The organism is Rhizobium sp. GR12 (assembly GCF_036596185.1).
Taxonomy (GTDB): domain Bacteria; phylum Pseudomonadota; class Alphaproteobacteria; order Rhizobiales; family Rhizobiaceae; genus Agrobacterium; species Agrobacterium nepotum.
On the sequence record NZ_JASXTH010000006.1, the window covers coordinates 96,458 to 122,878 of the forward strand.

The window sequence follows — 26,421 nt, forward strand, 5'->3', positions numbered from 1 at the left end:
CCTTCGCGGCAAGGCTCATCATCTTCTATTTCGCGCAGGTCGGAAACGCGGCAAACCGCCGCTTGGCCCTGCCTCCTGCGTCTCAGTGGACGAGAAAAGCGATGAGATGGAAGAACCGCAGATAGAGCGCGGAACCACGAAAAACAGGATGGCGGACACCGGCGTGAATATGGAAAACCCCGGCCTGCACAGCAGGCCGGGGTTCGGCAGATAACGGAGTTTAATAGGTAATCGGACAAAAAACTGCGCAGCGGTTTTCTTTTCACCGCTGCAACGTTGATCACATGTGGATCGGCTTGAAGAACGTCGCCAACGCCGCTTCCTTCACGGCTTCCGACATGGTCGGGTGCGCATGGCAGGTGCGGCCGAGATCTTCCGAGGAGCCGCCGAATTCCATCAGCACGGTGATCTCGTGGATCATTTCGCCAGCGCCGAAACCGACGATGTGGCCGCCCAGAACCCGGTCGGTTTCCTTGTCCGCGAGGATTTTCACGAAACCGTCCGTCACCTGCATGGCGCGGGCGCGGCCATTGGCCGTGAACGGGAACTTGCCGACCTTGTAGGCAACGCCCGCAGCCTTCAGCTCCTCTTCGGTCTTGCCGACGGAAGCGATTTCCGGCTGCGTATAGACCACGGCCGGAATGACGTCGTAATTCACGTGGCCGCGCTGGCCGGCAAGAATTTCCGCGAGAGCAACGCCCTCGTCTTCCGCCTTGTGTGCCAGCATCGGGCCCTTCACCACGTCGCCGATCGCATAGATGCCATCGACATTGGTCTTGTAGTGACCGTCGATTTCGACGCGGCCGCGGCTGTCGAGCACGACACCGGCTTCGGTAAGGCCGAGACCTTCGGTGTAGGGCTTGCGGCCGGTGGAGATCAGCACGACGTTCGCTTCCAGCGTTTCGGCAGCACCACCCTTCACCGGCTCGAATACCACCTTTGCGCCAGCAGCAGTCTTTTCAACGCCCGTTACCTTGGCGCCGAGCTTGAAATCAAGACCCTGCTTGGCCAGCAGACGCTGCGCCTGCTTGGAAACTTCGCCATCCATGCCGCCGAGAATGTTATCGAGATATTCTACGACGGTGACCTTGGCGCCGAGACGCGACCAGACCGAACCAAGCTCGAGGCCGATCACGCCGCCGCCGACAACGATGAGCTTTTCCGGAACCTTGGAGAGAGCGATCGCACCGGTGGAGGAAACGATGACGGTTTCATCGATATCGACCTGAACGCCGGGAATGCCCGCAACGTCGGAACCGGTGGCGATGACGATGTTCTTCGCCTCGATTTCTTGGCTCTCGCCCTTGTCGTTGGTGACAGAAACCTTGCCGGCGGAAACCACCTTGCCGGTGCCCTGGAAGGCATCGATCTTGTTCTTCTTGAACAGGAAAGCGACGCCGTCGACATTGGCTTTCACCACGCCGTCCTTGTGGCCCATCATCTTGTCGAGGTTCAGCTTCGGAGCGGCAACTTCGATACCGAGCGTATCGACGCCATGGGCGACATGCGCGAAGGTTTCGGAAGCATGCAGCAGGGCCTTGGAGGGGATGCAGCCGACATTGAGGCAGGTGCCGCCATAGGTGGCGCGCTTTTCGATGACAGCCACCTTCAGGCCAAGCTGTGCCGCCTTGACCGCGCAAACATAACCGCCGGGACCCGTACCGATTACAACTACATCATATGCCATGTTTCTGTTCCTGATTGATTGCGGGCAGGATTTTGAACCGCCCTGCTTCCGTTTGACCTGAAATTCAGGCCGCTTTTTCCGTTGCGAGTTTTATACCAAGAGCGATGAACACCACACCGCTGGTGCGGTCGATCCACTGGCTGGCGCGCTGAAATGCGGCGCGCATGCGTGGCGTCGTCATGAACAGGCTGACGCCAACGAACCACAGGATAAGGCAGCTTGCCATGACGAGCCCATATCCGAACTTGATGCCAACCGGCGTATGCGCGTGAACCACCGTCGAGAAGATCGACAGGAAGAAAAACACCGGTTTGGGATTGAGCGCATTGGCGGCGAAACCGAGCGTGAAGGCCTTCAGCCCGGTCTGGGTGCTTCTGGCCCGAACGCCGTCCTCACCCTCCGCAGTGGGCAATTCGGTCTTGCCGGCGCGCAGCGCCTTGATACCGATATAGATCAGATAGGCGACACCGAGCCATTTGACGATGTTGAAGAGATAGATCGACTGGGAAATGATGAGACCAAGTCCGAGGATCGTATAGGTGACATGGAACATCAGCGACGTTCCGACACCGAAACTGGTGATGACGGCCTGTTTGCGCCCGTGCACCATGGCCTGACGCATGACCATCGCAAGATCGGCGCCGGGCGAAACGATCGCGAAAAAGAAGATCGCCATCAGGGATGCAAGTTCGATGAGATATTGATGCATAGGCTCGACCTCAGATCAGCGCGACAAGCATGAGGACCAGACCGGTGAGGGAAACAACCCACACGATCGACCGCACATAGGGAACGCCTGCAAGATAAAGCGGGATATAGACGACGCGCGCAACGGTCCAAATCCAGCCGCCCGTCAGCCCCCAGCCGGAGGCGTCGCCGACGATCGCAAGAGCGAGAACCAGACCGACGAAAGCCGGGTAGGTCTCGCGAAAATTATCCGAGGCGCGCTGCGCGCGTCCCGCAAAGACCCCTTTGAGGTCCGGACGCGCATCACGCGCACCCGCATTCCAGGCAAGGCCAACTTCCCGCGTGACGGACATGGCCTGAAGGCAGATATGCAGGAGAAGAAGAATGACGCTGAGCGCCAGCAGGAACACAAAAGGTCCATTCCCGCCGGCCAGGTTTTCCATCCCTCTTCTCCCCTTTTAGTCTTAGAGATCGAGAACCAGACGTTCCGGATCTTCCAGGCTTTCCTTGACGCGAACGAGGAAGGTCACTGCTTCCTTGCCGTCAACGATACGGTGATCGTAGGAGAGTGCAAGATACATCATCGGACGGATAACGACCTGACCGCCGATGGCGACCGGGCGCTCCTGGATCTTGTGCATGCCGAGAATGCCCGACTGCGGCGCGTTAAGGATCGGCGAGGACATCAGCGAACCGTAGACACCACCATTGGTGATGGTGAAGGTGCCGCCCTGCATGTCGGCCATGCCGAGCGAACCGTCGCGCGCTGCCTTGGCGAGACGGCCGAGTTCCTTTTCGACGCCGGCGATGGAGAGCTGATCGGCATCGCGAATGACCGGAACGACGAGACCCTTGTCGGTGCCGACAGCCATGCCGACGTGACAATAGTTCTTGTAGATGATGTCCGTGCCGTCGATTTCAGCGTTGACGGCCGGCAGTTCCTTCAGCGCGTGGGTCACGGCCTTGGTGAAGAAGCCCATGAAGCCGAGCTTGACGCCATGCTTCTTCTCGAACACATCCTTGTAGCGGTTGCGCAGGTCCATGACGGCGCTCATGTCCACCTCGTTATAGGTGGTCAGCATGGCGGCCGTGTTCTGCGCATCCTTCAGGCGACGTGCGATTGTCTGGCGCAGGCGGGTCATCTTGACGCGCTCTTCGCGAACCTGATCCTGCTCGGCCGAAACCGGACGGGGTGCAGCAACCGGAGCCGGAGCGGCGGCAGGTGCCGAAACGCCCTTGGCGACAGCGGCGAGAACGTCGCCCTTCAGAACCTGACCGCGTTTGCCCGAACCATCCACCTGATCGGCGGAAAGGTTGTTTTCAGCAAGCAGCTTGCCAGCGGCGGGTGCCGGCGGCATGGCGCTGGCAGCCGGAGCGGCGGCTGCGGCAGGTGCCGGTGCGGCGGCAGTCGCAGCAGCGGGCTTTGCCGCAGGTGCGGAGGTCGCAGCACCGGCGGCACCTTCGGCGATCTGGCCGAGAAGCGCGTCGAGACCGACGGTTTCGCCGTTCTGTGCAACGATTTCGGTCAGCACGCCGGAGGCGGGTGCCGGGACTTCGACGGTAACCTTGTCGGTTTCCAGTTCAACGAGAGGTTCGTCGGCCTTGACGGTATCGCCGACCTTCTTGAACCAGGTGCCGACGGTCGCTTCGCTGACGGATTCGCCGAGGGTAGGTACGCGGATTTCAGTGGCCATGATCTAGTTCCGTTATTCAGGTGTCTTTTTTGCGGGGCGATGCGGGAGAGTTCTCACTCTCCCAGCGCGTCTTCCAGGAACGCAGCAAGCTGCGCCAGGTGCTTGGACATCAGGCCGGTCGCCGGAGAGGCGGCAGCCGGACGGCCCGTGTAACGGACCTTCTGGTACTTGGCGTCGATATGCGCCAGAACCCATTCCAGATACGGGTCGATGAACGACCACGCACCCATGTTCTTCGGCTCTTCCTGGCACCATACCATCTCCGCGTTGCGGAAACGGGAAAGCTCGTTGATGAGCGCCTTGGCCGGGAACGGATAGAGCTGTTCGACGCGCAGCAGGTAGATGTCGTCGATACCGCGCTTTTCACGCTCCTCGAGAAGATCGTAATACACCTTGCCCGTGCACATGACCACGCGGCGGATCTTCGAATCCTTCTGCAGCTTGATCGGGCCGTCCTTGATGACCTCCGCATCGTCCCACAGGAGACGGTGGAAGGAGGACTCACCCGCAAGCTCCGCCAGCGACGAGGTGGCGCGCTTGTGACGCAGCAACGACTTCGGCGTCATCAGGATCAGCGGCTTGCGGAAGTCACGCTTCATCTGGCGGCGCAGGATGTGGAAGTAGTTCGACGGTGTCGTGACGTTGGCAACCTGCATGTTGTCTTCGGCGCACATCTGCAACCAGCGTTCCAGACGGGCGGAGGAATGTTCCGGACCCTGACCTTCATAGCCGTGCGGCAGAAGGCAGACGAGACCGGACATGCGCAGCCACTTGCGTTCACCCGAGGAGATGAACTGGTCGAACACCACCTGCGCGCCGTTGGCGAAGTCGCCGAACTGGGCTTCCCAGAGCGTCAGCGCGTTCGGGCGGGCCAGCGAGTAGCCGTATTCGAAACCGAGAACGGCTTCTTCCGAAAGCATCGAGTTGATGACTTCGTAACGGGCCTGCGTCGGCGAAAGATTGGCAAGCGGGATGTAACGCTCTTCGGTCTCCTGATCGTAGAGAACAGAATGGCGCTGCGAGAAGGTGCCGCGTTCGCAATCCTGACCGGAGAGACGGATCTTGTGGCCGTCGACGGCGAGCGAACCGAAAGCGAGCGCTTCCGCCATCGCCCAGTCGATGCCTTCACCCGTCTCGATCATCTGCGAACGGTTTTCCATGAAGCGCTGGATCGTGCGATGCGCGCTGAAGCCTTCCGGAATGGTCGACAGCTTCTTGCCGATTTCCTTCAGCTGCTTCATCGGCACGCCGGTCTTGCCGCGACGCTGCTCATCGGCATTGTCGGCGGCGCGCAGGCCGGACCATTGGCCGTCCAGCCAGTCGGCCTTGTTCGGCTTGTAGGACTGGCCTGCCTCGAACTCCTGCTCGAGATGGGCGCGCCAGTCGGCCCTAGTCTTCTCGAAATCGCCTTCGGTGATCAGGCCTTCCGCGATCAGACGGTCGGCATAGATGCGGGCGACGGTCTTGTGGCCACGGATGACCTTGTACATCTTCGGCTGCGTGAAAGACGGCTCGTCGCCTTCGTTATGGCCGAAGCGGCGATAACAGAACATGTCGATGACGACAGGCTTGTGGAACTTCATGCGGTATTCGGTCGCGACCTTCGCCGCATAGACCACCGCTTCCGGATCGTCGCCGTTGACGTGGAAGATCGGCGCCTCGATCATCTTGGCGACGTCGGACGGATAGGGCGACGAGCGCGAGAAGGCCGGATTGGTCGTGAAACCGATCTGGTTGTTGATGATGAAGTGCATCGTGCCGGCAACGCGGTGACCGCGCAGGCCGGAAAGGCCGAGAATTTCGGCAACCACGCCCTGGCCCGCAAAAGCGGCATCGCCATGCAGCAGCAGCGGCAACACCTTCGCGCGTTCGGACAGCGGAATGATGTCGCCGTCCCATGCCTTGGCAAGCTGGTCCTGCTTGGCGCGCGCCTTGCCCATGACGACAGGGTTGACGATTTCAAGGTGCGACGGGTTGGCCGTTAGCGACAGGTGAACCTTGTTGCCATCGAATTCGCGGTCGGAAGAGGCACCAAGATGGTACTTCACGTCACCAGAACCTTCGACGTCGTCAGGCTTGAACGAACCGCCCTTGAACTCGTGGAACACGGCGCGATGCGGCTTGCCCATGACGTTGGTCAGAACGTTCAAACGACCGCGGTGGGCCATGCCGAGAACAACTTCTTCCAGACCTTCCTGGCCGCCGCGCTTGATGATCTGCTCGAGCGCCGGGATCAGCGATTCACTGCCGTCGAGACCGAAACGCTTGGTGCCCTTGAAACGCACGTCGAGGAACTGCTCATAACCTTCGGCTTCGACCAGCTTGGAAAGAATGGCCTTCTTGCCTTCCGGCGTGAAGTCCACACCCTTGTCCGGGCCTTCGATGCGTTCCTGAATCCAGCCCTTTTCTTCCGGGTTGGACATATGCATGAATTCGACGCCGAGCGTCGAGCAATAGGTGCGCTCGAGAATCTCGACCATTTCCCGCACGGACGCATATTCGAGACCGAGGACGTTATCGATGAAAATCTTGCGGTCGTAATCGCTTTCCTCGAAGCCGTAGGACTTCGGCGAAAGCTCGTTATAATCCTCAACCGCGCTGGCGATGCCGAGCGGATCGAGCTTGGCGTGCAGGTGGCCGCGCATGCGGTAGGCGCGGATCATCATGATGGCGCGAACGCTGTCACGGGTCGCCTGAAGCACTTCGGCCTCGCTGACGGCCTTGCCGGTATCGGCGCTCTTAGCCTCGGCCTTCGCCTGAACCTTCTTCTCGATGGCCTTCTCGACCGTGGCCCAGTTACCATCAAGTGCGGATACCAGGTCGCCATTCGCCGGGATCGGCCAGTTGGCGCGCTTCCAGGAGGCGCCCTTGGCCGCCTTCTTCACGTCTTCCGGATTATCGGACAACGCCTTGAAGAAGCTCTGCCACTCCGGCGACACGGAAGAGGGGTCCTCTTCGTACCGGGCATAGAGCTGCTCGATATAGGCTGCATTCGCGCCGTCCAGAAACGACGTGATCTGAAACTGCTCGTTCGCTTCTTGCCTTGCCATTGTGTTCCTGCGGACTTGTCCGTCCGCCTCCTCGATGCCGTTAGGGCCGTTTATCGGCCTGCCGCTTGATTATGCTGTCTGCCGCCGGGGCGGTATGCCGTTCTGTGTCTGTCGTTCTTGTGGCATCGGGCAGCGCGGATTTGAAGCCGCGCCGCCCGTCGCCTGTCTCACATGGTCTCAGCCCTTGAGGACTTCAACCAGCGTCTTGCCGAGGCGTGCCGGGGAGGGCGATACCTTGATGCCGGCGGCTTCCATGGCTGCAATCTTGGACTCTGCATCGCCCTTGCCGCCGGAAACGACAGCACCGGCGTGGCCCATGGTACGGCCCTTCGGTGCGGTACGGCCCGCGATGAAGCCAGCCATAGGCTTGCTGCGGCCCTTCTTGGCTTCGTCGATCAGGAACTGCGCCGCTTCTTCTTCCGCCGCGCCGCCGATTTCGCCGATCATGATGATCGACTGCGTGGCTTCATCGGCCAGGAACATTTCGAGCACGTCGATGAACTCAGTGCCCTTGACCGGGTCACCGCCGATGCCGACAGCCGTCGTCTGGCCGAGGCCTTCGTTGGAGGTCTGGAACACGGCTTCATAGGTCAGCGTGCCGGAGCGCGAGACGATACCGACCGAACCCTTGCGGAAGATGGAGCCCGGCATGATGCCGATCTTGCATTCTTCCGGCGTCATGATGCCCGGGCAGTTAGGTCCAAGCAGACGCGACTTGGAACGGTCGAGGCGAGCCTTGACGCGCACCATGTCCATGACAGGAATACCTTCGGTGATGCAGGTGATGAACGGGATCTCAGCCTCGATGGCTTCGATGATGGCATCTGCTGCACCTGCCGGCGGAACGTAGATCACGGACGCGTCTGCGCCGGTCTTTTCCTTGGCTTCGGCAACCGTTGCGAAGATCGGCAGGCTCTCGCCCTTCGATCCGGTCCAGGTTTCGCCACCCTTCTTCGGGTGAATACCGCCGACCATCTGCGTGCCGTAATAAGCAAGCGCCTGTTCGGTGTGGAAGGTGCCGGTCTTGCCGGTCAGGCCCTGTACGAGGACCTTGGTGTCTTTATTGACGAGAATCGACATTATATCCGGTCCTTCAAATTAGCCGTTCACCGCTGCGACGATCTTCTTCGCCGCATCGTCGAGATCGTCAGCCGCGGTGATCGCAAGGCCGGACTCGTTGAGGATCTTTTTGCCAAGTTCGACATTCGTGCCTTCGAGGCGCACGACGAGCGGAACCTTGAGACCGACTTCCTTGACGGCTGCGATCACGCCTTCGGCGATGACGTCGCACTTCATGATGCCGCCGAAGATGTTGACGAGGATGCCCTCGACCTTCGGGTCAGCGGTAATGATCTTGAAGGCTGCCGCAACCTTCTCCTTGCCGGCGCCGCCGCCGACGTCACAGAAGTTTGCCGGCTCCTTGCCGTAAAGCTTGATGATGTCCATCGTCGCCATGGCGAGACCGGCACCATTGACCATGCAGCCGATGTTGCCGTCGAGCGCCACGTAAGCGAGGTCCCACTTGGAGGCTTCGATTTCCTTGGCGTCTTCTTCGGTCTCGTCGCGCAGCGCCTTGACGTCTTCGTGACGGAACAGGGCGTTGCCGTCAAAGGACATCTTGGCGTCGAGAACGCGCAGATGGCCATTTTCCATGACGATCAGCGGGTTGACCTCGAGGAGAGCCATGTCCTTCTCGTTGAAGGCCTTGTAGAGGATCGGGAACAGCGCCTTGGCGTCTTCCGCAGCAACGCCCTCAAGCTCGAGAGCCTTGGAGATCGCAGCAACGTCAGCGTCGCTCACGCCCTTTTCCGGGTTGATGGCGATGGTGTGGATCTTCTCGGGCGTGTCGTGGGCAACAGCCTCGATGTCCATGCCGCCTTCCGTGGAAACCACGAATGCGACCTGACCGACCGAACGGTCAACCAGCAGCGAGCAGTAAAGCTCGCGGGAGATATCCGCGCCGTCTTCGATGTAGAGACGGTTGACCTGCTTGCCGGCGTCGCCCGTCTGCGCCGTTACCAGCGTGTTGCCGAGCATATCCCTGGAATGGGAAACGACTTCTTCGATCGTCTTTGCGAGACGAACGCCGCCCTTGGCGTCAGGGCCGAGTTCCTTGAACTTGCCCTTGCCGCGGCCGCCGGCGTGAATCTGGCTCTTGACGACGTAGAGCGGGCCGGGAAGCTGCTTTGCAGCGGCTTCGGCTTCTTCGACCTTGAGGATGGCGACGCCTTCAGCAACCGGCGCGCCGTAGCCCTTCAGAAGAGCCTTGGCCTGATATTCGTGAATATTCATGGAATAATCCCTGTTTGGAGCCGCTTGGAGCGCCCTGCGTTCATTCAGACGCAGGGCGCTCCAAGCTATTGAATCTACGCATCGTGCCTTGCAAAAACCAAACCCGATTTCTGCGCCGATGCGTCAGGTTATTACTTCAGCGACGGAGCGATGTTGATGCAGGCTTCGCAAAGACCGGCGACAGCGTCGACGGATTTGCGGAAGGCGGCTTCTTCTTCCTTGTTCAGCTCGATCTCGATGATGCGCTCGATACCGCCGGCACCGATGATCGTGGGTACGCCGACATACATGTCGTCCACGCCGTACTGGCCCGACAGATGGGCAGCGGCGGGCAGGACGCGCTTCTTGTCCTTGAGGTAGGATTCAGCCATTTCGATCGCGGAAGCGGCCGGCGCGTAATAGGCCGAACCGGTCTTCAACAGGCCGACGATTTCCGCACCGCCATCGCGGGTGCGCTGGACGATCTCTTCGAGGCGCTCGGCGGTCAGCCAGCCCATCTTGACGAGATCGGTCAACGGAATGCCGCCAACGGTGGAGTAACGTGCGAGCGGCACCATCGTATCGCCGTGGCCGCCGAGAACGAAGGCGGTGACGTCCTGAACCGAAACATTGAACTCTTCGGAAAGGAAAAGGCGGAAACGGGCGCTGTCGAGAACGCCGGCCATGCCGACGACCTTGTTCTTCGGCAGCCCGGAGAACTTCTGCAGCGCCCAGACCATGGCGTCCAGCGGATTGGTGATGCAGATGACGAAAGCGTTCGGGGCATATTTCTTGATGCCGGCGCCGACCTGTTCCATGACCTTGAGATTGATGCCTAGGAGATCGTCGCGGCTCATGCCGGGCTTGCGGGCAACACCGGCGGTGACGATGCAGACATCCGCGCCTTCGATGGCGGCGTAGTCGGACGCGCCGGTGAGCTTGGCATTGAAACCTTCAACCGGGCCGGACTGGGCAATATCCAGACCCTTGCCCTGCGGGATACCGTCGGCAATATCGAAGAGGACGATATCGCCCAGTTCCTTCAGGCTGGCGAGATGCGCCAGCGTGCCGCCGATCATGCCAGAACCAATAAGTGCAATCTTTTTGCGAGCCATCGAATGCTTCCTCTAGAGCTTCAATTCAATTTCACCGCGCCACCGGCAGCCAAATTGTCGCACTTCGATTAGCCCCATTGGCCAAAATTGGCAACAGATTCTTTTGGCATGAACATTTTCAATCGTTTAGATCATTATTTTCTTACGTAAACGTAAGAAAATACGTCACGAAAATGTCAAACTTTCTCGCGTTTTTCGTGATGAAGCACCAGATAATCAGCGCTGCGCATCTCAAACAGGCGCGAGGCGGTGCGATCGAACTCGAAACCTTCGGTTCCCTTGCGCTTGCCGAGCAGGTCTTCGGGCATGGCCGCCGCAGAGGCGAAAAGCCTGACGCTATGGTCGTAAAGCGCGTCGATAAGAATGATGAAGCGCTTGGTCTCGTTCCGCTTGTCGGCGTTCAAAAGCGGGATGTGGTCTATGAAAACCGTATCGAAACGATTGGCGATCGCCAGAAAATCGGAAGCGCCGAGCGGCTTTTCGCAAAGGTCGGAGAAGGAAAAACGGGCGACGCGGCCGCTGGCGCGCGGCACCAGAATGGAGCGACCCTTCATCGGTATCTCGGTTGGCGCCACCAGGTGGCCGCCGGTCATGTGCCGCCAGGCCATATCCATCGCCTGATCCGCCGCACCGTCGAGCGGCGTGACATAGACCGGCAGGCTTTCCAGCTTTTCCATGCGGTAATCGGTGGGGCTGTCCAGCGACACCACCTCCACATACGTCTTCAGCAAATCGACGAAGGGCAGGAACAGGCCGCGATTGAGGCCATCCCTGTAGAGATTGTCGGGAACGACGTTGGAGGTCGTCACCAGGGTGCAGCCATTGGCGAAAAGCTCGCTGAACAGCCTGGCAAGGATCATCGCATCGGCAATATCCGTGACGGTGAACTCGTCGAAGCACAGAAGCTCCGCCTCCGCCAGAAGCTGGGCCGCAACGGGTGGAATGGGATCGGCCTGTTTGGTTTCACCGTTCTTCAGCTTCTGCCGATGCGCATGCACGCGATTATGGACGTCCGCCATGAATTCGTGAAAATGGCAGCGTCGTTTTGAAGAAACGGGCGCCATCTCATAGAACATGTCCATCAGCATCGTCTTGCCGCGGCCGACGCTGCCATGGACATACAATCCCTTGACGAAGCTGGCCGGGCCGGTCTTGCGCGCGAACATCCAGCCGAGAGCGCTTTTTTTCCTGGCGGGCTTGCGCGCCTTCAGATCGGCAAGGACACGGTCCAGATGGGCCGCCACGCCGAGCTGTGCTGCATCGGCCTGCAAGGTGCCAGCCGCCGTCAACGCGTTGAGCTGTTCAACGACACTGTGATTGTAGTCTGGCAATGGCTTCATGGAAAAGCGCCCCGGACGCGGGCACTGACAAGCGCCCGCGACGAATGAAATGGCTCAGAACAGGCAAGGCGATCCGGATGCACCGGAAATGCTCTATCGACTGAGGCTGAGCGGCTGGCCGCTATTGGTCGTGCCGTCAAAGCGTGCATCGGCGCTCTTGTAGACGCGGCCGATCGTATCGCCTGAGCGGTTCTTGAAGAGGACCATCTTGCCGGATACTTCCCAGGATCCCATCGCCGTCAGATCGCCGGCGCAACCACGCGTGCCGCCGCGCGAACCGCTGCCGAGATTGGTGAGCGTCAGGAACATGTCGCAATTCGCGCCGCCATTGGAAACCCGCCAGTTACCGACCATGGATTCCTTGGTGACGTCGAGCGCCGTCGCCGGCGGAGCCGCAGAAGCGACATCGGTGCCACCAGGTGCTGCCGACGCGGGTGCCGACGGGAACTGACCGCCCGAGGCGCCACCGGGTGGCGGCAGCGCGCCTGACTGAACGGAGGGAACCGGCTGCGCCTGCAAGGGCGGCGTATAACCGGGATTGTTGCTGGTGTTGTTGTAATCGTAGGAGGTACGTTGGCAACCGGCGAGGCTCATTACAACCGCAAGACCCGTCACCACATATCTGAATTGCATATCAAGCTCCCGATTCTCTCGCTTCCGGAAAGACCATGATCAAACAAGAAGGCTGAATTATTACCAAAGCCTTATCTTGCGCAAGCGATGGCCGGGATAATTACCATTTCGGTCGATTTTTACCGAAATTTCCCCCGTCCGGTTGTAAAAAGGGCCGCAGGCGAGCCTGCGGCCGGATAGATTTTTTGGTCCAGACGAATCGTCTTCAGACGCGACGCTCGACCATCATCTTCTTAATTTCCGCGATCGCCTTGGCCGGGTTCAGCCCCTTCGGGCAGGCCTGCGCGCAGTTCATGATGGTGTGGCAGCGATAAAGACGGAACGGGTCCTCGAGATTGTCGAGACGCTCTCCGGTTGCTTCGTCGCGGCTGTCGATAAGCCAGCGATAGGCCTGCAGCAGAACGGCGGGACCAAGATAACGGTCGCCGTTCCACCAGTAGCTGGGACAGGAGGTGGAGCAGCAGGCGCACAGAATGCACTCATAGAGACCGTCCAGCTTCAGGCGGTCCTCATGGCTCTGCTTCCATTCCTTGGCCGGCGCCGGCGAGACCGTCTTCAACCACGGCTCGATGGAGCGGTGCTGGGCGTAGAAGTTCGAAAGATCGGGAACAAGGTCCTTCACGACAGGCAAATGCGGCAGCGGATAGACCTTCACCGTACCCTTGATCTCTTCCATACCCTTGGTGCAGGCGAGCGTATTGGTGCCGTCGATGTTCATCGCGCAGGAACCGCAAATGCCTTCGCGGCAGGAGCGGCGCAGCGTCAGTGTCGGGTCGACGTTGTTCTTGATGTAGAGAAGCGCATCGAGAACCATCGGGCCGCAATCGTCGACATCGATATAATAGGTATCGATGCGCGGGTTCTGGCCGTCATCCGGGTTCCAGCGATAGACCCGGTATTCGCGAACGTTCTTGGCACCATCAGGCTTCGGCCAGACTTTACCTTCGCTGATCTGGGAATTCTTGGGGAGAGCGAGTTCAACCATATCCAGTTCCTCAAATCAGTAGACGCGCGCCTTCGGCTCGATCTTTTTGGGATCGATGCCGTCGGCGATCAGGTCGGTGTGAACAGGGCGGTAGTCGAGCTTGACATCACCTTCGGGGTTGACCCAGGCAAGCGTGTGCTTGCGCCAGTTCACATCGTCGCGACCGCCGAACGGACCGTCGACGAAATCCTCGCGGGCATGCGAACCACGGCTTTCCTTGCGCGCTTCCGCGCCATAGACCGTGGTGATCGCATTGGCCATCAGATTGTGCAGCTCGAGCGTCTCGACCAGATCGGAGTTCCAGACCATCGAACGGTCGGTAACCTTGACATCAGGCAGCTCCTTCCAGATGGCGGAAATGCGCTGGCAACCGCTTTCCAGCGATTCCTGCGTGCGGAACACCGCCGCATCGTCCTGCATGGCGCGCTGCATCTTGTCGCGCAGCACCGCAGTTGGGGTGGAGCCATTGGCATAACGCTGCGTATCAAAGCGGTCCATGATCCTGTCGCAGGCCGCAATGTCCAGTGCAGGGATCGGCCCTTCACGGTCAATGACCTGCGCTGCGCGGATTGCGGCGGCACGGCCGAAGACCACAAGGTCGATCAGCGAGTTGGAACCGAGACGGTTCGCACCGTGAACGGAAGCACAACCGGCCTCACCAACGGCCATTAGGCCGGGCGCGATGCGTTCCGGATTTTCGGCATTGGCGTTCAGCACTTCACCCCAGTAATTGGTCGGAATACCGCCCATATTGTAGTGAACGGTCGGCAGGACCGGGATCGGCTCGCGCGTCACGTCGACACCCGCGAAAATCTTCGCGCTTTCGGAAATGCCAGGAAGACGCTCATGCAGGATCGCAGGATCGAGGTGATCGAGATGCAGGAAGATGTGGTCCTTGTTCTTGCCGACGCCACGACCCTCACGGATTTCCATGGTCATGCAGCGCGATACCACGTCACGCGAGGCAAGGTCCTTCGCCGAAGGAGCATAACGCTCCATGAAGCGCTCGCCTTCGGAATTGACGAGATAACCGCCCTCGCCACGCGCGCCTTCGGTAATCAGGCAGCCCGCGCCGTAAATGCCGGTCGGATGGAACTGCACGAATTCCATGTCCTGAAGCGGCAGACCGGCACGTGCAATCATGCCGCCGCCGTCGCCGGTACAGGTATGGGCGGAGGTCGCCGAGAAATAGGCGCGGCCGTAACCGCCGGTCGCCAGCACCACCATCTTGGCGGAGAAGCGATGGATCGTGCCGTCATCGAGGTTCCACGCCACGACGCCGGTGCAGCGGCCATCTGCCGACATGATGAGATCGAGCGCGAAATATTCGATGAAGAATTCCGCGTTGTTGCGCAGCGACTGGCCGTAAAGCGTATGCAGAATGGCGTGGCCGGTACGGTCTGCGGCAGCACAGGTGCGCTGCACCGGCGGGCCTTCACCGTAGTTCTGCATATGGCCGCCGAACGGGCGCTGGTAGATCTTGCCCTCAGCATTGCGCGAGAAGGGCACGCCGTAATGCTCCAGCTCATAGACCGCTTTGGGCGCTTCCATGGCGAGATATTGCATTGCATCGACGTCGCCCAGCCAGTCGGAGCCCTTTACGGTGTCGTAAAGGTGCCACTGCCAACAGTCGGGCGTCATGTTGGTGAGCGAGGCGGCAATGCCGCCCTGCGCCGCGACCGTGTGGGAGCGCGTCGGGAATACCTTGGTGATGCAGGCCGTGCGGAAACCCTGTTCCGCCATGCCGAGCGTTGCGCGCAGACCCGCGCCGCCGGCGCCCACCACGATCACGTCATAGGAGTGATCGACATAGGTGTAAGCCTTGCCATTCTGGGAAGGTGAACTGATTGATGCCATGGCGGAATTATCCTGCGAATGCGATTTTCAGAATGGCGAAGATGCAAAGGCCGCCAATGAGAATCGCGAAAAACGTATTGAGCATCAGAAGAACGATCTTCGAAACCTCGGCGTGAACATAGTCTTCGATGATGACCTGCATGCCGAGCTTCATATGGATGAGGCCGGAAACCAGCACCAGACCCATGATAACAGCGACGAGCGGGTTCGACAGCGCAGCGACGACTTCCGGATAGGGCGCGCCGGCGTACTGGATGAGGAAGACTACGAAAAAGATGAGCAACGGAACGTTGGCGACCGCCGTCAGGCGCTGACGCCAGAAATGGTCGGTGCCTTCCTTGGCGGAGCCGAGGCCGCGAACCTTTCCGAGAGGTGTACGCATATCCATGAAAATATCTCCTCAGCGCACGATCAGGACAATGACCCAGATCAGCGCGGTCAGACAGATCGACGCCACGAACGAGGCTTTTGCCAGCTTGGTGGTGAAGTGCTTCTCGAAGCCGTGTCCGAGATCCCACATCAGATGACGCAGACCGCCGATCATGTGGTGGACCAGCGCCCACGTATAGCCGATCAGGATGATCTTGCCGATGATGGTGCTCATCGCCCAGCTCACCCAGTCGTAATAGGCGGGGCCGGAAGCCAGCGCGATCAGCCACCAGGCGACCAGAAGCGTTCCGAAATAAAGCGCACTACCAGTCACGCGGTGGATGATGGATGCCACCATCGTCGGAATCGGCTTGTAAATTTGAAGATGCGGCGACAAAGGCCGGTTATTTGTCACATTCGCCATCATAACCTCGCGGCGTTTTCCCGTGCGCCCGTCGAACCGGACGCCCCCAAGCAACAGCACATGACGAAAGAATGTGCATTGCACCAACCGCGACGTTTAATCACATGGGAGCGTCACCACAAGCACATTTCATGACCGATTCCAATTTAATCGATTGGTTCGCGAATTTTTTTTGGAATTTTTTTGCGTCAAAATAAAAAATCGAGCGTTTCCAAGATTTACAGTCCTCAAATATTTACCTTTACGTAATTCAGAAAAGGTGTAATTTACCATTGGTTAACCATAAAATCCGGAGAATGAGGCTCATGTTACAGCGTCGAATCGCCGCTCTGGCCATGATGGTCGCAGGCGTCATTTTCACCGCAATGCCTCCGGCAGCGGCAGAGGATTTTCATGGCCGCCATCATTATCAGCACCGTCAATCGCAGGTCAGTTTCTCCACCGACGGACTGCCATCCACTCTCTCCGGCGGCACCTATGTGGGCGCGATATCGGCCTTGCGGGTACGCGGCAACGGGAATTATTTCGCGATCGGCGGCGGTCTTTCGCGAAAGGGCGCGGCCGTCTCGATGGCCACGCAGCTGGCGCCAAAGGCGAAAATCATCAACGTCCGCGCCGAAACCGCAAGCGATGCCTGCGCCTATGAACACGGCGTCTGCATCATCCGGCCCTGAACCAAATATAATCAGACGAAACGCCAGACGGTGGTCTTTTTGACGTCGCTGTCTTCGAGAGCCCGCGTCACCGGCACCTGATAGGTTGCCTCGGCGCAAAGGCGCTCTCTGGGCAGATAGGCGCGGCCCGGGTCGCCAACGAGCACGCTCACGCCTTTCTCCGCCACTTCAAGAAACCATGGCACGAGAAGATCGGCAAATGCGCGATCGTAAAACACGTCGCCCGCCAGAAGAACATCCGCCTCAACTAACGTCCCAACCAGATTGAGCCCGGTAAAATCAATATCCACGTCGTTCAGAGCCGCATTCAGCCGAATGGCCGTTTCCGTCCACGGATCGATATCGGCAGCGACAACCGCAGCAGCGCCCGCCTTTGCGGCTGCGATGGCGACCAGCCCGGAGCCGCTGGCGAAATCCACCACGCGCTTGCCGGAGACACTTTCAGGATGATCGAGAACATAGCGGGCAAGCCCCTGCCCGCCAGCCCAGGCAAAGGCCCAAAAGGGCGGCGGCAGGCCGATCTCTTCCAACTCCTCCTCCGTCCTCAGCCACAGCTCATGGGCTTCGGTTGCCAGATGGAGGCGCAATTCCGGCACATGCGGTGGATGCATGATGCCAGTATTGTCGAGAATGAAGCGTTCGGGATCGGTCCTCACCGAAACGTCAGTCCGGCGATTTCGGCGGATTGGCGAGGCCGCCCATACGGCAGACCTCGAGATATTCCTCTTCCGTCACCGGCTGCACGGAAAGCCGCATGGAGGTGACGAGCGACATCTTTTCCAGTTTCGGATTGGCCTTCACGTCCTTCAGCGAAACGGGCTGCGGCACGTCGCAAACGGCGCGGATATCCACGCAGTCCCATTTCAGATCGCCTTCCGCAGTCGAATCCGGATGTGAAAGTGCACAGACTTCGACGATGCCGACGACATCCAGCCCTTCATTCGAGTGGTAGAAGAAACCCTTATCGCCGATTTTCATGGCGCGCATGTTGTTTCGGGCCTGATAATTGCGCACGCCGGTCCATTCTTCGCCGGCCTCGCCCTTGGCCTTCTGCATTTCCCAGGACCATTTGAATGGCTCGGACTTATAAAGCCAGTAATTCGCCATATCCGGTCACGCTCCCGGATTGTTGAAGACCCAGTTATAGGGCTTCACATCCACGCTTTCGAACAGCCCGGCCTTGGCATAGGGATCGGCATCGGCCAAAGCCTTCGCGGCTTCGATATCGGCGGCTTCCACGACAACCAGACTGCCGTTCGGCTTGCCTTCGGCATCCAAAAACGGCCCGGCGATCTTCAGCGTGCCCTCATCGTTCAATTTGTTCAGATGCTCCAGATGGGCCGGACGCGTTTCCATGCGCACGTTCAGGTGGCCGGGCTTGTCCTTGCAGATAAAGGCAAACAGCATTTTCGTCTCCTCATAGGCCGCACCCTTATTCGGTGGTGATGGGCCGTGTCATCAATTGTTGCATGGCGCTCGCCACGTCCAGATTGCCGTCGATAATGGCCGCCACCGCCTCGGTGACCGGCATGTCTACAGCATAATGTTCGCCGAGCCGGGCAGCGACGGTTGCCGCAAAAGCGCCTTCCACCAGTCCGCCGGACATGTCCTTGCCCTCGCCCCGGCCAAGCGCAATGCCGAAACGCAGGTTTCGCGACTGGTGGCTGGTGGCCGTCAACACAAGATCGCCAAGGCCGGAAAGACCGCGCACCGTATCCGCCTTGCCGCCCATGGCGACCACCAGACGCGACATTTCGGCAAGGCCGCGCGAAATCAGCGCCGCCCGGGCGGAATCGCCGAGACCCGCGCCCTCGACGATGCCGGCGGCAATGGCGAGCACATTCTTCAGCGCGCCGCCAAGCTGCACGCCAACACGGTCAGTCGAGGCATAAAGCCGGAAGGTTCTGCCGGAAATCGTGGTCGCCAGCCGTTCGGCGATTGTTGCATCTTCCGCCGCAATCGCCATTGCCGTCGGCAGCCCACGAGCAATATCTGCCGCAAACCCCGGACCGGACAGAACGGCGATGGGATGATGCGGCAGCTCCGCTTCCAGAAGCTCCGTCAGCAGACGCCCGGAAACCCGATCGATGCCCTTGGCGCAGGTAACGATGATACAGTCATTAGCCAGATAAGGGCCGTAATGGCGCGCCGCATCCGCATGGGCCTGCGAGGGCATGGCGAACAGCACGATGCCGGCACCGGCCAGCACATCCGGCTCGGCGGAAAATTCAAGCGCATCCGGCAGGTCGATACCCGGCAAGGCCGCCTCGTGAATACGATCAACCTTCAGATCGGCCATCAGGGACGCACTGCGGCCGAGCAGGATTACATCATGCCGGTTTTCCAGCGCGATGACGACGGCAAGCGCGGTTCCGAAGGCGCCAGCGCCGATGACGACGATTTTCTCCCGCTGCATCAGGCCTTGGCTCCTCTTTTGCCGAAACCGATCAATGTCTCCGCGCTGCCGTCAAGCGGCCAACGCGAGCGCGGCGCTGTCTCCAGCGCATCGGGTTCCTTGCCCTCCGCCATGCGTTCCAGCCCCGCCCAGGCGATCATAGCGGCATTGTCGGTGCAAAGCCGGTGCGGCGGCGCGACAAAACGGAAGCCGTGGGTATCGCAAAGCACTTGCAGGGTCTGGCGGATTTCCTGATTGGCGGCAACGCCGCCGGCCACGACCAGAGCAGGCACGGTCTCGATATGCGGAAATTCCGCTTTGAAACGGGCAAGGCCACGGCCGATCCGGTCTTTCAGTGTGCGCGACACGGCCTTCTGAAAGGAAGCGCATATATCGGCAATGTCCTGCTCCGAAAGCGGCGCGATGGCAGTCGCCGCCTGCCGCACTGCCGTTTTCAGGCCGGAGAAGGAAAAATCGAGCCTGGTCTCGCCGACCATCGGGCGCGGCAGCGCAAAACGGTCCGGGTTGCCCGTCGCTGCCGCCTTCTCAACCGCAGGCCCGCCGGGATAGGGCAACCCCAGAAGTTTCGCGGTCTTGTCGAAGGCTTCCCCCAGCGCATCATCGATGGTGGTGCCCCAGCGCTCGTATTCGCCCACGCCGCGCACCAGCACCAGCTGGGTATGGCCGCCGGAAACCAGCAGCATCAGATAGGGGAAAGAAAGACCGTCGGTCAGGCGCGCCGTCAGCGCATGGCCTTCCAGATGGTTGATGGCGTAGAGCGGCTTGTCTGCGGCCATGGCAATCGCCTTGCCCGTCATCAGGCCCACCAGCAGGCCGCCAATAAGGCCGGGGCCGGACGTGGCCGCGATGGCGTCGACATCGGCAAGGGTGACACCTGCCTGCTCCAATGCTTCCTCCACCAGCGTGTCCAGCGCCTCGACATGGGCGCGGGCCGCGATTTCGGGCACCACGCCGCCATAGGCGCTGTGTTCCTCAAGCTGCGACAAAACGACGTCGGACACGATCTCGCCACGGCCGTCCGCATGCCGAACCACAATGGATGCAGCGGTTTCGTCGCAGCTTGTCTCTATGCCGAGGATACGAAGAAAGGGGGTCATCAATTCTGTTCGTTGATTGCGATCATGCGCTGAGTTGGTCTAAGACAACTCCGGTAACAATGGATAGACGCGGATGCAAACAAAACCTTTCCGAATCGGCACGCGTGGCAGCCCTCTGGCGCTCGCGCAGGCTTACGAGACCCGCAACCGGCTGATGTCGGCGCATGGTCTTCCGGAAGATATGTTCGAGATCGTCGTGCTTTCCACCAAGGGCGACCGGATAACCGACCGCGCTTTGTCCGAGATCGGTGGCAAGGGCCTGTTCACGGAGGAACTGGAAAACCAGCTTCTTTCCGGCGAGCTCGATATTGCCGTGCATTCCTCCAAGGACATGCCGACCGTTCTGCCTGAGGGCCTGCATCTTTCCGCCTTCCTGCCGCGCGAGGATGCGCGCGACGCCTTCATCGGCCGCACAGCACCGAAGCTTCTGGAACTGCCGCAGGGCGCCGTTGTCGGCTCCGCATCTCTGCGCCGTCAAGCGCTGATCCGCCGCCTGCGTCCAGATCTGAGCGTCATCGTTTTCCGTGGTCTGGTCGATACCCGCCTGCGCAAGCTTGCAGAAGGTCACGCGGATGCGACGCTTCTCGCCTTTGCCGGCCTGAAGAGGCTCGGCAAGGAGAATGTGCCAACGGAAATTCTCGACCCGAAGGAGTTTCCCCCTGCCCCGGCGCAGGGCGCGATCTGCGTGGAAAGCCGCGTTAGTGACGCCCGCATGGACGAGTTGCTGGTCCCCATAAACGACAGACCCACCTATGATGCAGTTACCTGCGAGCGCGCCTTTCTGGCGGTGCTTGATGGCTCCTGTCGTACCCCGATTGCCGGATACGCCATCTGCGACGGTGAGGAACTGCATTTTTCCGGCCTGATCCTCACGCCCGATGGCCAGACGAGCCACGGCGTCGAAATATCCGGCCCCCGCAAGAATGCCGAAAGCCTGGGCCGCAAGGCCGGCGAAGAGGTGCGCGCCAAGGCGGGCAGCAACTTCTTCGATGGCTGGAGCTGAGCCGATGCGGATCGTCGTCACCCGACCGCTTCGTTCGGGCGAAAAGACGGCCGAAAAACTGAAAGCCCTCGGCCACGAGCCGGTGCTTCTTCCGCTGTTTCATCCCGTCCATTACGGCGAGCGCGCCTCGTCGGCGCTCTTAGACCCACGATCAGCCATCGCCGTGACAAGCGCCGAGGCACTCTGCGTCTTGGAACCGCTGCGCGACCGACTTGCGCCTCACCTTTCGAAACCCCTCTTCGCTGTTGGCGAGGCGACGGCGGAAGCGGCGGGAAAAATCGGCTTTAAAAACATCTTCACCGCCTCCGGTGATGCCGAGGCTCTGGCCGGTTTGGTTGCAGAGCATCGCTCTTTCCTGACAAACGAAGAACCCCTGCTCTATCTCGCCGGTACACCGCGAGGTGCCGTGTTTGAGGACGGTCTTGCCGTTGCCGGAATTCACTTCCGGACAGTCGATTGTTACGAAATGCAGCCGTCGGATCTTTCGGACGATATGCTCGAAACGGCGCTTCTGGAGACATCCGCCGATGTGGTGCTGCTCTATTCCTCAGAAGCGGCACGGGCATTTTTCCGTCTCGCATCGGCGGAAAAATATGCGGCAGCGCTGGCTTCAACGCATTTCGTCTGCATCAGCCGCAATGTGCTTTCGCTGATTCCGGAAATCTTCCGCGCAAACGCAGCGGCCGCCGAAGAGCCGAGCGAGGCGGCGATGTTTGAACTTCTTCACCGAAAGTCTGGAACCTAATTCGGGCTCGCCTCTTTCCTTTGCCGCCGTCACTGACTAGGTTTAGCCTATTGCAGGCAGAATGAGGTTGTCATGGTATCGGAAAAGCCGCCACGCCACTCCAAGTCCAAAGCCGAACCGGTCACCATCGACCTGGACGCAAAAGACGTGAAAGCAATTTCCACCGACCTGGATGCTGCCAAGACTGACGAAAAGTCCAGTGACAAGACGTCGCCCGCAGCCGCAGAACCGAGCGTTCCGGAACACAAGCCAGCGGCAGCCGAAACGGCCAACCCCGCCCCGGTCTGGGACCAGCCGCACAAAACCCCAATCGAGCCCGAACCGAACGTCCACAAGGCGGAACCCGCAGCCGGCAAGCCGCAGGTGGAAAAGCAGACCGATGCCGTTTCGCCGACGCCCGCTCCGCCAAAAACCGATGCGAAGCCGTCGACAGGCACCACTGAGACGAGCGCCGCTTCCGCCACTGCCGCAAGCGCAAAGCCTTTTGCGTCCACATCTTCGTCTTCTTTCGCTTCCGGAAGCACTGCCGCGAGTGCGAAACCCTCGACCGGCTCCTCGTCATCGGGGCCGGCCAAGCCCTCCACACCACAGCAAGCCGAGCGCAAACAGGCGGCAACCTCCGGCCTGATCGCGGCGGGTATCGTCGGTGGTCTCGTGGCGCTCGCCACCGCCGGCAGCATGCAATATGCTGGCATCCTGCCCTCGTTCAATGCAGGCAGGGCTGGAAGCGATGAGATCGCCGCACTGAAAACAGATCTCGGTAGCCTGCGCCAGCAACTCGCCAATGTTCCGGCCAGCACCGGCGACACTTCGGCGCTGGAACAACGCATCGCCACCCTCGAGGGCACAAAGGGTGAGGCCCCGCAGGTGGATGCGCTTTCGGAAAAAATAGCAACGCTGGAATCCACCCTTCAGTCGGAACGGTCCGCGCAGGCCTCGGCAACAGCCGAACTGACGCGTCGCCTTACTGACGCGGAAACCAAGATCAACGAACCGCGCGACGATATCGAAGTCGCTCGCGCTATCGCCTCCGCTGGGCTCAAGGCCGCGATCGATCGTGGCGGGCCGTTCCTGACCGAACTGGATACGCTCTCGAAAGTCATCCCCGACGATCCGGCCATCGCATCGTTGCAATCCTTTGCCGCAACCGGCGTGCCGTCACGTTCGGAGCTGATGCAGAAATTCCCTGATGTCGCCAACGCGATGCTATCAGCCATCAATCAGCCCGACCCCAATCAGGGCATCGTTGAGCGCCTGACGGAAAGCGCCTTTTCGCTGGTGAAGGTCCGCCCGGTCGGAAACATCGAAGGCGAGACCCCCGACGCCATGATCGCGCGCATGGAAAACAAGCTGCGCAACGGCGATCTGCAAGGTGCGGCGCTCGAATGGAACGGGCTTCCCGAGGCCGCCAGGACAGCATCCGCCGATTATAAAAAATCTCTGGATGCGCGCATCGAGGTCGAAAACCTGGTCGGAGGCACGTTGAACCGTGCCATCACCAGCACGGGCAGGCAGGGGTAAGGGCATGACCAGAATTCTGACTTTCGCCGTTATCGTTCTGGCGCTCGGTTTCGGTTTTTCCTGGCTGGCGGACAGGCCGGGCGTGCTTTCCGTCGTCTGGCAGGGCCAGTTGATCGAAATGAGCCTGATGGTCGCCGCCTCCATCATTGCGGCGCTGGTTGCCGCCGTCATGCTGGTCTGGTGGATCGTCAACGCCATATGGACATCGCCGAACGCCGCCCGGCGTTATTTTCGCGCCCGCAAGCGCGACCGTGGTTATCAGGCGCTCTCCACCGGCCTCATCGCTGCTGGCGCCGGAAACGCCATTCTCGCCCGCAAGATGACGGCCCGCACGCAAGGGCTGCTCAGTGCCGATCAGGAGCCGCTGATCCACCTGCTCGACGCGCAGGCGGACCTCATCGAAGGCAAATATGACGAGGCGCGGCGCAAATTCGAGGCGATGGCCCGCGATCCCGAGACCCGCGAACTCGGCCTTCGCGGCCTCTATATCGAGGCACGGCGCCAGGGAGCCTATGAGGCGGCCCAGCAATATGCCGAGGATGCTGCGGAAAAAGCCCCTTATCTGCCCTGGGCAGCACAGGCGACGCTGGAAAACCGCTGCCGCAACGGACAGTGGGATGACGCTATCCGTCTTCTCGACCAGCAGAAGGCGGCCAGCGTCATCGAACGTGGCGAAGGGGAACGGCTGAAAGCGGTGCTCCTGACCGCAAAGGCCGGCGAGAAGCTGGAAAGCGATCCGGTTGGTGCGCGCGAGGATGCCAAGCATGCCCTCAAGCTCGCGAAGGGCCTTGTGCCCGCAGCACTCATCGCGGCAAAGTCCTATCTGCGCGAAGACAATCTGCGCAAGGCCGCAGCCGTCCTCGAGCCGGTCTGGAAGAGCGATCCGCATCCGCAGATCGCGGAGCTTTACGTGCGAGCGCGCAGCGGCGATACGGCCATAGACCGGCTGAAACGCGCCGAACGGCTGGAAAGCCTGAAACCCAACAACATCGAATCCCTGTTTGCCGTGGCGCAGGCAGCGCTCGGCGCCAAGGAATTCGCCAAGGCGCGGGCCAAGGCGGAGGCAGCCGCCCGGATCGAGCCGCGCGAAAGCATCTTCCTGCTGATGGCCGATATCGAGGAAGCCGAAACCGGCGATCAGGGACGGGTGCGTTACTGGATGGCGCAGGCATTGCGCGCACCGCGCGATCCGGCCTGGGTGGCCGATAGCATCGTTTCGGAAAAATGGCTGCCCGTTTCGCCCGTCACCGGCCGCCTCGACGCTTTCGAGTGGAAGGCGCCTTTCGGCCAGCTTGAAGGTCCGGTCGAGGACCTGACGATCGAAAACGCGATTGCCGCCGCCCCCGCAAGGGCAGAACCGGCTCCGGCGGCGATCATTGTCGAAGCAGCAGCCGAGCCCGTTGTGGTGAACAAGCCCGCACCGGCCGCGCCAATCGAGGTCAAGCCCGTCGCATCCGCTCCTAAGGAAAGAAAACCGGTACCGATCGAGACGCCGGAGGAAGCGGACGCAGCGGATGTTAAGGCGGAACCGGTTCCCTTTTTCGGCGGCGCGCCGGATGATCCCGGCGTCAAGAAGCCCGGCGTTGAAGCCGAACCGAAAACCCGCTTAAAACTCTTCTGACGAACAGGCTATCGATGTTCAACCAAATACAGTCGTTTATCCAGAACCTCGTCGGCCAGCACACGGATGAATTCAGCCCGGATGATCTGAGGGTGGCCGTGGCCGCCCTCTGCTTTCAGGTGATGGAGGCGGACGGCACGGTCTCGAAAAGCGAGCGTGACCGTCTTCGCGAAATCCTGCAGGACTATTACCATCTCGACGCCGGCAAGCTGGATGCGCTTCTAGCGGCCGGCCAGGAGGCGGGCAAGGAAGCCGTCGACTATTACCGCTTCACCACCGATATCCGCCGCCATCTCGATGAAGAGCAGCGCGTGGAGCTTATTGGCATCCTCTGGGATATTGTTTACGCTGACGGCGAACGAAGCGAAATGGAAGACCATGTGATTTGGCGTGTCGCCGATCTGCTCGGTGTTTCCGTTCGCGACAGGGTTCTGCAACGTCAGCAGGCCGCCACGAGGTCCGGACCCGCTGAAGAAAGCGAAAACGAAGACGATGCTGTTTGACCCTTCCAGGCAACAGAGCAAACAACCCTCACTGCTCGTCGTCCTGCATCAGGAACGCTCCACGCCCGGCCGCGTTGGCCAGATACTGGTGGAAAAAGGCTATCGTCTGGATATAAGACGCCCCGCGCTCGGCGACGATCTGCCGCAAACGCTGGAAAAACACGCGGGCGCCATCATCTTCGGCGGCCCGATGAGCGCCAATGACCCGCATGATTATGTCAAAGCCGAAATTGACTGGCTGAAGGTGCCGCTGAAGGAAAACAAGCCCTTTCTCGGCATCTGTCTCGGCGCGCAAATGCTGTCCAAGCATTTAGGTGGCAAGGTCGAGGCCGACAGGGAAGGCAAGGTGGAGATCGGCTGGTACCCGCTTCACGCCACCGAGCACGGGCGACTTTTGATGCCGCATTGGCCGAAGATGGTCTATCATTTCCACCGCGAAGGCTTTGAGCTGCCGCGAGGAGCCGAGCTTTTGGCATCGGGCGAAACCTACCCCAATCAGGCTTACCGATACGGAAAAAACGCCTGGGGCCTGCAATTTCACGCCGAATTGACCCGCGCCATGATGCACAGCTGGGTGGTGCGCGGCGCCCAGCGTTTTGGCATGCCCAATGCGCAGGTCGGCAGCCAGCATCTGGAGGGGCGCATGTTGTTCGACACACCGCTCCGCTCATGGCTCGGCAATTTTCTCGATCTGGTTTTTGAAGGCAAAGCGCAGCGCTGATACCCGTC

At 60.3% G+C, this 26,421-nt stretch carries 26 protein-coding genes; 7 read left to right on the plus strand and 19 right to left on the minus strand.

All coding sequences use genetic code 11. The features are described from left to right. Positions 1–280 precede the first annotated feature (280 nt). The 14 genes from lpdA to sdhC form a co-directional block, all read right to left on the minus strand. The gene (gene lpdA, locus QSK43_RS12075; RefSeq protein WP_332303643.1) at positions 281–1,687 is read right to left on the minus strand and encodes a dihydrolipoyl dehydrogenase; all 1,407 of its coding nucleotides are present in this window, start codon (positions 1,685–1,687) and stop codon (positions 281–283) included. A 64-nt stretch (positions 1,688–1,751) separates the two neighbouring features. Next, positions 1,752–2,396, minus strand: coding sequence for a LysE family translocator (locus QSK43_RS12080; protein WP_045019641.1), 645 nt, complete (start codon positions 2,394–2,396; stop codon positions 1,752–1,754). 10 nt (positions 2,397–2,406) lie between these two features. Continuing rightward, positions 2,407–2,817 (minus strand): MAPEG family protein, encoded by a 411-nt coding sequence (locus QSK43_RS12085; protein WP_332303644.1) that lies wholly within the window; start codon positions 2,815–2,817, stop codon positions 2,407–2,409. 21 nt (positions 2,818–2,838) lie between these two features. Then, entirely contained in the window at positions 2,839–4,068 is a 1,230-nt protein-coding gene (odhB, locus tag QSK43_RS12090; protein ID WP_045019636.1) for a 2-oxoglutarate dehydrogenase complex dihydrolipoyllysine-residue succinyltransferase, read from the minus strand. A 53-nt stretch (positions 4,069–4,121) separates the two neighbouring features. Then, positions 4,122–7,118: a 2-oxoglutarate dehydrogenase E1 component gene (locus QSK43_RS12095; protein ID WP_045019634.1), complete on the minus strand. Its 2,997-nt coding sequence runs from the start codon at positions 7,116–7,118 to the stop codon at positions 4,122–4,124. 177 nt (positions 7,119–7,295) lie between these two features. Next, the gene (sucD, locus tag QSK43_RS12100) at positions 7,296–8,198 is read right to left on the minus strand and encodes a succinate--CoA ligase subunit alpha (protein WP_045019633.1); all 903 of its coding nucleotides are present in this window, start codon (positions 8,196–8,198) and stop codon (positions 7,296–7,298) included. Positions 8,199–8,216: 18 nt separating this feature from the next. Next, on the minus strand, positions 8,217–9,410 hold the full coding sequence (gene sucC / locus QSK43_RS12105) for an ADP-forming succinate--CoA ligase subunit beta (protein ID WP_332303645.1): 1,194 nt from the start codon (positions 9,408–9,410) through the stop codon (positions 8,217–8,219). A gap of 131 nt (positions 9,411–9,541) precedes the next feature. Continuing rightward, a complete protein-coding gene (mdh, locus tag QSK43_RS12110; protein ID WP_045019628.1) occupies positions 9,542–10,504 on the minus strand; it encodes a malate dehydrogenase in 963 nt (320 codons plus the stop codon). A gap of 176 nt (positions 10,505–10,680) precedes the next feature. Continuing rightward, on the minus strand, positions 10,681–11,844 hold the full coding sequence (gene zapE, locus QSK43_RS12115; RefSeq protein ID WP_332303646.1) for a cell division protein ZapE: 1,164 nt from the start codon (positions 11,842–11,844) through the stop codon (positions 10,681–10,683). Between the two features lie 93 nt (positions 11,845–11,937). After that, the gene (locus QSK43_RS12120; protein ID WP_332303647.1) at positions 11,938–12,477 is read right to left on the minus strand and encodes an AprI/Inh family metalloprotease inhibitor; all 540 of its coding nucleotides are present in this window, start codon (positions 12,475–12,477) and stop codon (positions 11,938–11,940) included. A gap of 205 nt (positions 12,478–12,682) precedes the next feature. Beyond that, positions 12,683–13,462, minus strand: a complete 780-nt coding sequence (locus QSK43_RS12125; RefSeq protein ID WP_045019621.1) for a succinate dehydrogenase iron-sulfur subunit — start codon at positions 13,460–13,462, stop codon at positions 12,683–12,685. Between the two features lie 15 nt (positions 13,463–13,477). Further along, positions 13,478–15,319 (minus strand): succinate dehydrogenase flavoprotein subunit, encoded by a 1,842-nt coding sequence (gene sdhA, locus QSK43_RS12130; protein ID WP_045019619.1) that lies wholly within the window; start codon positions 15,317–15,319, stop codon positions 13,478–13,480. A 7-nt stretch (positions 15,320–15,326) separates the two neighbouring features. Further along, a complete protein-coding gene (sdhD, locus tag QSK43_RS12135) occupies positions 15,327–15,707 on the minus strand; it encodes a succinate dehydrogenase, hydrophobic membrane anchor protein (RefSeq protein ID WP_045019617.1) in 381 nt (126 codons plus the stop codon). A gap of 12 nt (positions 15,708–15,719) precedes the next feature. Beyond that, positions 15,720–16,112 carry a succinate dehydrogenase, cytochrome b556 subunit gene (gene sdhC / locus QSK43_RS12140; RefSeq protein ID WP_332303648.1) on the minus strand — a complete coding sequence of 131 codons (393 nt, stop codon included), beginning with the start codon at positions 16,110–16,112 and terminating at the stop codon, positions 15,720–15,722. A 305-nt stretch (positions 16,113–16,417) separates the two neighbouring features. On the opposite strand from sdhC, the gene QSK43_RS12145 reads away from it, so the two are divergent. Next, positions 16,418–16,786: a hypothetical protein gene (locus QSK43_RS12145; protein ID WP_332303649.1), complete on the plus strand. Its 369-nt coding sequence runs from the start codon at positions 16,418–16,420 to the stop codon at positions 16,784–16,786. Positions 16,787–16,797: 11 nt separating this feature from the next. On the opposite strand, the gene QSK43_RS12150 is transcribed toward QSK43_RS12145, so the two are convergent. The 5 genes from QSK43_RS12150 to tsaD are packed head-to-tail and all read right to left on the minus strand — an operon-like array spanning position 16,798 to position 20,299. Beyond that, positions 16,798–17,442 carry a class I SAM-dependent methyltransferase gene (locus tag QSK43_RS12150; RefSeq protein WP_332303650.1) on the minus strand — a complete coding sequence of 215 codons (645 nt, stop codon included), beginning with the start codon at positions 17,440–17,442 and terminating at the stop codon, positions 16,798–16,800. Between the two features lie 7 nt (positions 17,443–17,449). Next, a complete protein-coding gene (locus QSK43_RS12155) occupies positions 17,450–17,893 on the minus strand; it encodes an EVE domain-containing protein (protein ID WP_045019611.1) in 444 nt (147 codons plus the stop codon). 6 nt (positions 17,894–17,899) lie between these two features. Continuing rightward, the gene (locus QSK43_RS12160) at positions 17,900–18,193 is read right to left on the minus strand and encodes a YciI-like protein (protein WP_045019610.1); all 294 of its coding nucleotides are present in this window, start codon (positions 18,191–18,193) and stop codon (positions 17,900–17,902) included. Between the two features lie 25 nt (positions 18,194–18,218). Further along, positions 18,219–19,202 (minus strand): NAD(P)H-dependent glycerol-3-phosphate dehydrogenase, encoded by a 984-nt coding sequence (locus tag QSK43_RS12165; RefSeq protein ID WP_332303651.1) that lies wholly within the window; start codon positions 19,200–19,202, stop codon positions 18,219–18,221. Further along, a complete protein-coding gene (gene tsaD, locus QSK43_RS12170) occupies positions 19,202–20,299 on the minus strand; it encodes a tRNA (adenosine(37)-N6)-threonylcarbamoyltransferase complex transferase subunit TsaD (RefSeq protein WP_332303652.1) in 1,098 nt (365 codons plus the stop codon). Before tsaD ends, QSK43_RS12165 begins: the two co-directional genes overlap by 1 nt. Positions 20,300–20,372: 73 nt before the next feature. Here tsaD and hemC point away from each other — a divergent pair, with 73 nt between their 5' ends. From hemC to QSK43_RS12200, 6 genes are all read left to right on the plus strand, one after another. Continuing rightward, complete coding sequence (gene hemC / locus QSK43_RS12175; protein WP_332303653.1) at positions 20,373–21,302, plus strand: hydroxymethylbilane synthase; 930 nt, start codon at positions 20,373–20,375, stop codon at positions 21,300–21,302. 4 nt (positions 21,303–21,306) lie between these two features. Next, positions 21,307–22,047 carry a uroporphyrinogen-III synthase gene (locus QSK43_RS12180; protein ID WP_332303816.1) on the plus strand — a complete coding sequence of 247 codons (741 nt, stop codon included), beginning with the start codon at positions 21,307–21,309 and terminating at the stop codon, positions 22,045–22,047. A 72-nt stretch (positions 22,048–22,119) separates the two neighbouring features. Then, positions 22,120–23,568, plus strand: coding sequence for a COG4223 family protein (locus QSK43_RS12185; RefSeq protein WP_332303654.1), 1,449 nt, complete (start codon positions 22,120–22,122; stop codon positions 23,566–23,568). Positions 23,569–23,572: 4 nt separating this feature from the next. Next, positions 23,573–25,189 carry a heme biosynthesis protein HemY gene (locus tag QSK43_RS12190; RefSeq protein WP_332303655.1) on the plus strand — a complete coding sequence of 539 codons (1,617 nt, stop codon included), beginning with the start codon at positions 23,573–23,575 and terminating at the stop codon, positions 25,187–25,189. 14 nt (positions 25,190–25,203) lie between these two features. After that, entirely contained in the window at positions 25,204–25,692 is a 489-nt protein-coding gene (locus tag QSK43_RS12195) for a tellurite resistance TerB family protein (protein ID WP_332303656.1), read from the plus strand. Continuing rightward, the gene (locus QSK43_RS12200; protein ID WP_332303657.1) at positions 25,682–26,413 is read left to right on the plus strand and encodes a glutamine amidotransferase; all 732 of its coding nucleotides are present in this window, start codon (positions 25,682–25,684) and stop codon (positions 26,411–26,413) included. The genes QSK43_RS12195 and QSK43_RS12200 overlap by 11 nt, the downstream gene beginning before the upstream one ends. Positions 26,414–26,421 lie beyond the last annotated feature (8 nt).

What these genes read in the sequence shown, in the direction of transcription:
- lpdA (WP_332303643.1), bottom strand. Translation starts at nt 1,687, where the DNA reads ATGGCATATGATGTAGTTGTAATCGGTACGGGTCCCGGCGGTTATGTT.
- QSK43_RS12080 (WP_045019641.1), bottom strand. Translation starts at nt 2,396, where the DNA reads ATGCATCAATATCTCATCGAACTTGCATCCCTGATGGCGATCTTCTTT.
- QSK43_RS12085 (WP_332303644.1), bottom strand. Translation starts at nt 2,817, where the DNA reads ATGGAAAACCTGGCCGGCGGGAATGGACCTTTTGTGTTCCTGCTGGCG.
- odhB (WP_045019636.1), bottom strand. Translation starts at nt 4,068, where the DNA reads ATGGCCACTGAAATCCGCGTACCTACCCTCGGCGAATCCGTCAGCGAA.
- QSK43_RS12095 (WP_045019634.1), bottom strand. Translation starts at nt 7,118, where the DNA reads ATGGCAAGGCAAGAAGCGAACGAGCAGTTTCAGATCACGTCGTTTCTG.
- sucD (WP_045019633.1), bottom strand. Translation starts at nt 8,198, where the DNA reads ATGTCGATTCTCGTCAATAAAGACACCAAGGTCCTCGTACAGGGCCTG.
- sucC (WP_332303645.1), bottom strand. Translation starts at nt 9,410, where the DNA reads ATGAATATTCACGAATATCAGGCCAAGGCTCTTCTGAAGGGCTACGGC.
- mdh (WP_045019628.1), bottom strand. Translation starts at nt 10,504, where the DNA reads ATGGCTCGCAAAAAGATTGCACTTATTGGTTCTGGCATGATCGGCGGC.
- zapE (WP_332303646.1), bottom strand. Translation starts at nt 11,844, where the DNA reads ATGAAGCCATTGCCAGACTACAATCACAGTGTCGTTGAACAGCTCAAC.
- QSK43_RS12120 (WP_332303647.1), bottom strand. Translation starts at nt 12,477, where the DNA reads ATGCAATTCAGATATGTGGTGACGGGTCTTGCGGTTGTAATGAGCCTC.
- QSK43_RS12125 (WP_045019621.1), bottom strand. Translation starts at nt 13,462, where the DNA reads ATGGTTGAACTCGCTCTCCCCAAGAATTCCCAGATCAGCGAAGGTAAA.
- sdhA (WP_045019619.1), bottom strand. Translation starts at nt 15,319, where the DNA reads ATGGCATCAATCAGTTCACCTTCCCAGAATGGCAAGGCTTACACCTAT.
- sdhD (WP_045019617.1), bottom strand. Translation starts at nt 15,707, where the DNA reads ATGGATATGCGTACACCTCTCGGAAAGGTTCGCGGCCTCGGCTCCGCC.
- sdhC (WP_332303648.1), bottom strand. Translation starts at nt 16,112, where the DNA reads ATGGCGAATGTGACAAATAACCGGCCTTTGTCGCCGCATCTTCAAATT.
- QSK43_RS12145 (WP_332303649.1), top strand. Translation starts at nt 16,418, where the DNA reads ATGTTACAGCGTCGAATCGCCGCTCTGGCCATGATGGTCGCAGGCGTC.
- QSK43_RS12155 (WP_045019611.1), bottom strand. Translation starts at nt 17,893, where the DNA reads ATGGCGAATTACTGGCTTTATAAGTCCGAGCCATTCAAATGGTCCTGG.
- QSK43_RS12160 (WP_045019610.1), bottom strand. Translation starts at nt 18,193, where the DNA reads ATGCTGTTTGCCTTTATCTGCAAGGACAAGCCCGGCCACCTGAACGTG.
- QSK43_RS12165 (WP_332303651.1), bottom strand. Translation starts at nt 19,202, where the DNA reads ATGCAGCGGGAGAAAATCGTCGTCATCGGCGCTGGCGCCTTCGGAACC.
- tsaD (WP_332303652.1), bottom strand. Translation starts at nt 20,299, where the DNA reads ATGACCCCCTTTCTTCGTATCCTCGGCATAGAGACAAGCTGCGACGAA.
- hemC (WP_332303653.1), top strand. Translation starts at nt 20,373, where the DNA reads ATGCAAACAAAACCTTTCCGAATCGGCACGCGTGGCAGCCCTCTGGCG.
- QSK43_RS12180 (WP_332303816.1), top strand. Translation starts at nt 21,307, where the DNA reads ATGCGGATCGTCGTCACCCGACCGCTTCGTTCGGGCGAAAAGACGGCC.
- QSK43_RS12185 (WP_332303654.1), top strand. Translation starts at nt 22,120, where the DNA reads ATGGTATCGGAAAAGCCGCCACGCCACTCCAAGTCCAAAGCCGAACCG.
- QSK43_RS12190 (WP_332303655.1), top strand. Translation starts at nt 23,573, where the DNA reads ATGACCAGAATTCTGACTTTCGCCGTTATCGTTCTGGCGCTCGGTTTC.
- QSK43_RS12195 (WP_332303656.1), top strand. Translation starts at nt 25,204, where the DNA reads ATGTTCAACCAAATACAGTCGTTTATCCAGAACCTCGTCGGCCAGCAC.
- QSK43_RS12200 (WP_332303657.1), top strand. Translation starts at nt 25,682, where the DNA reads ATGCTGTTTGACCCTTCCAGGCAACAGAGCAAACAACCCTCACTGCTC.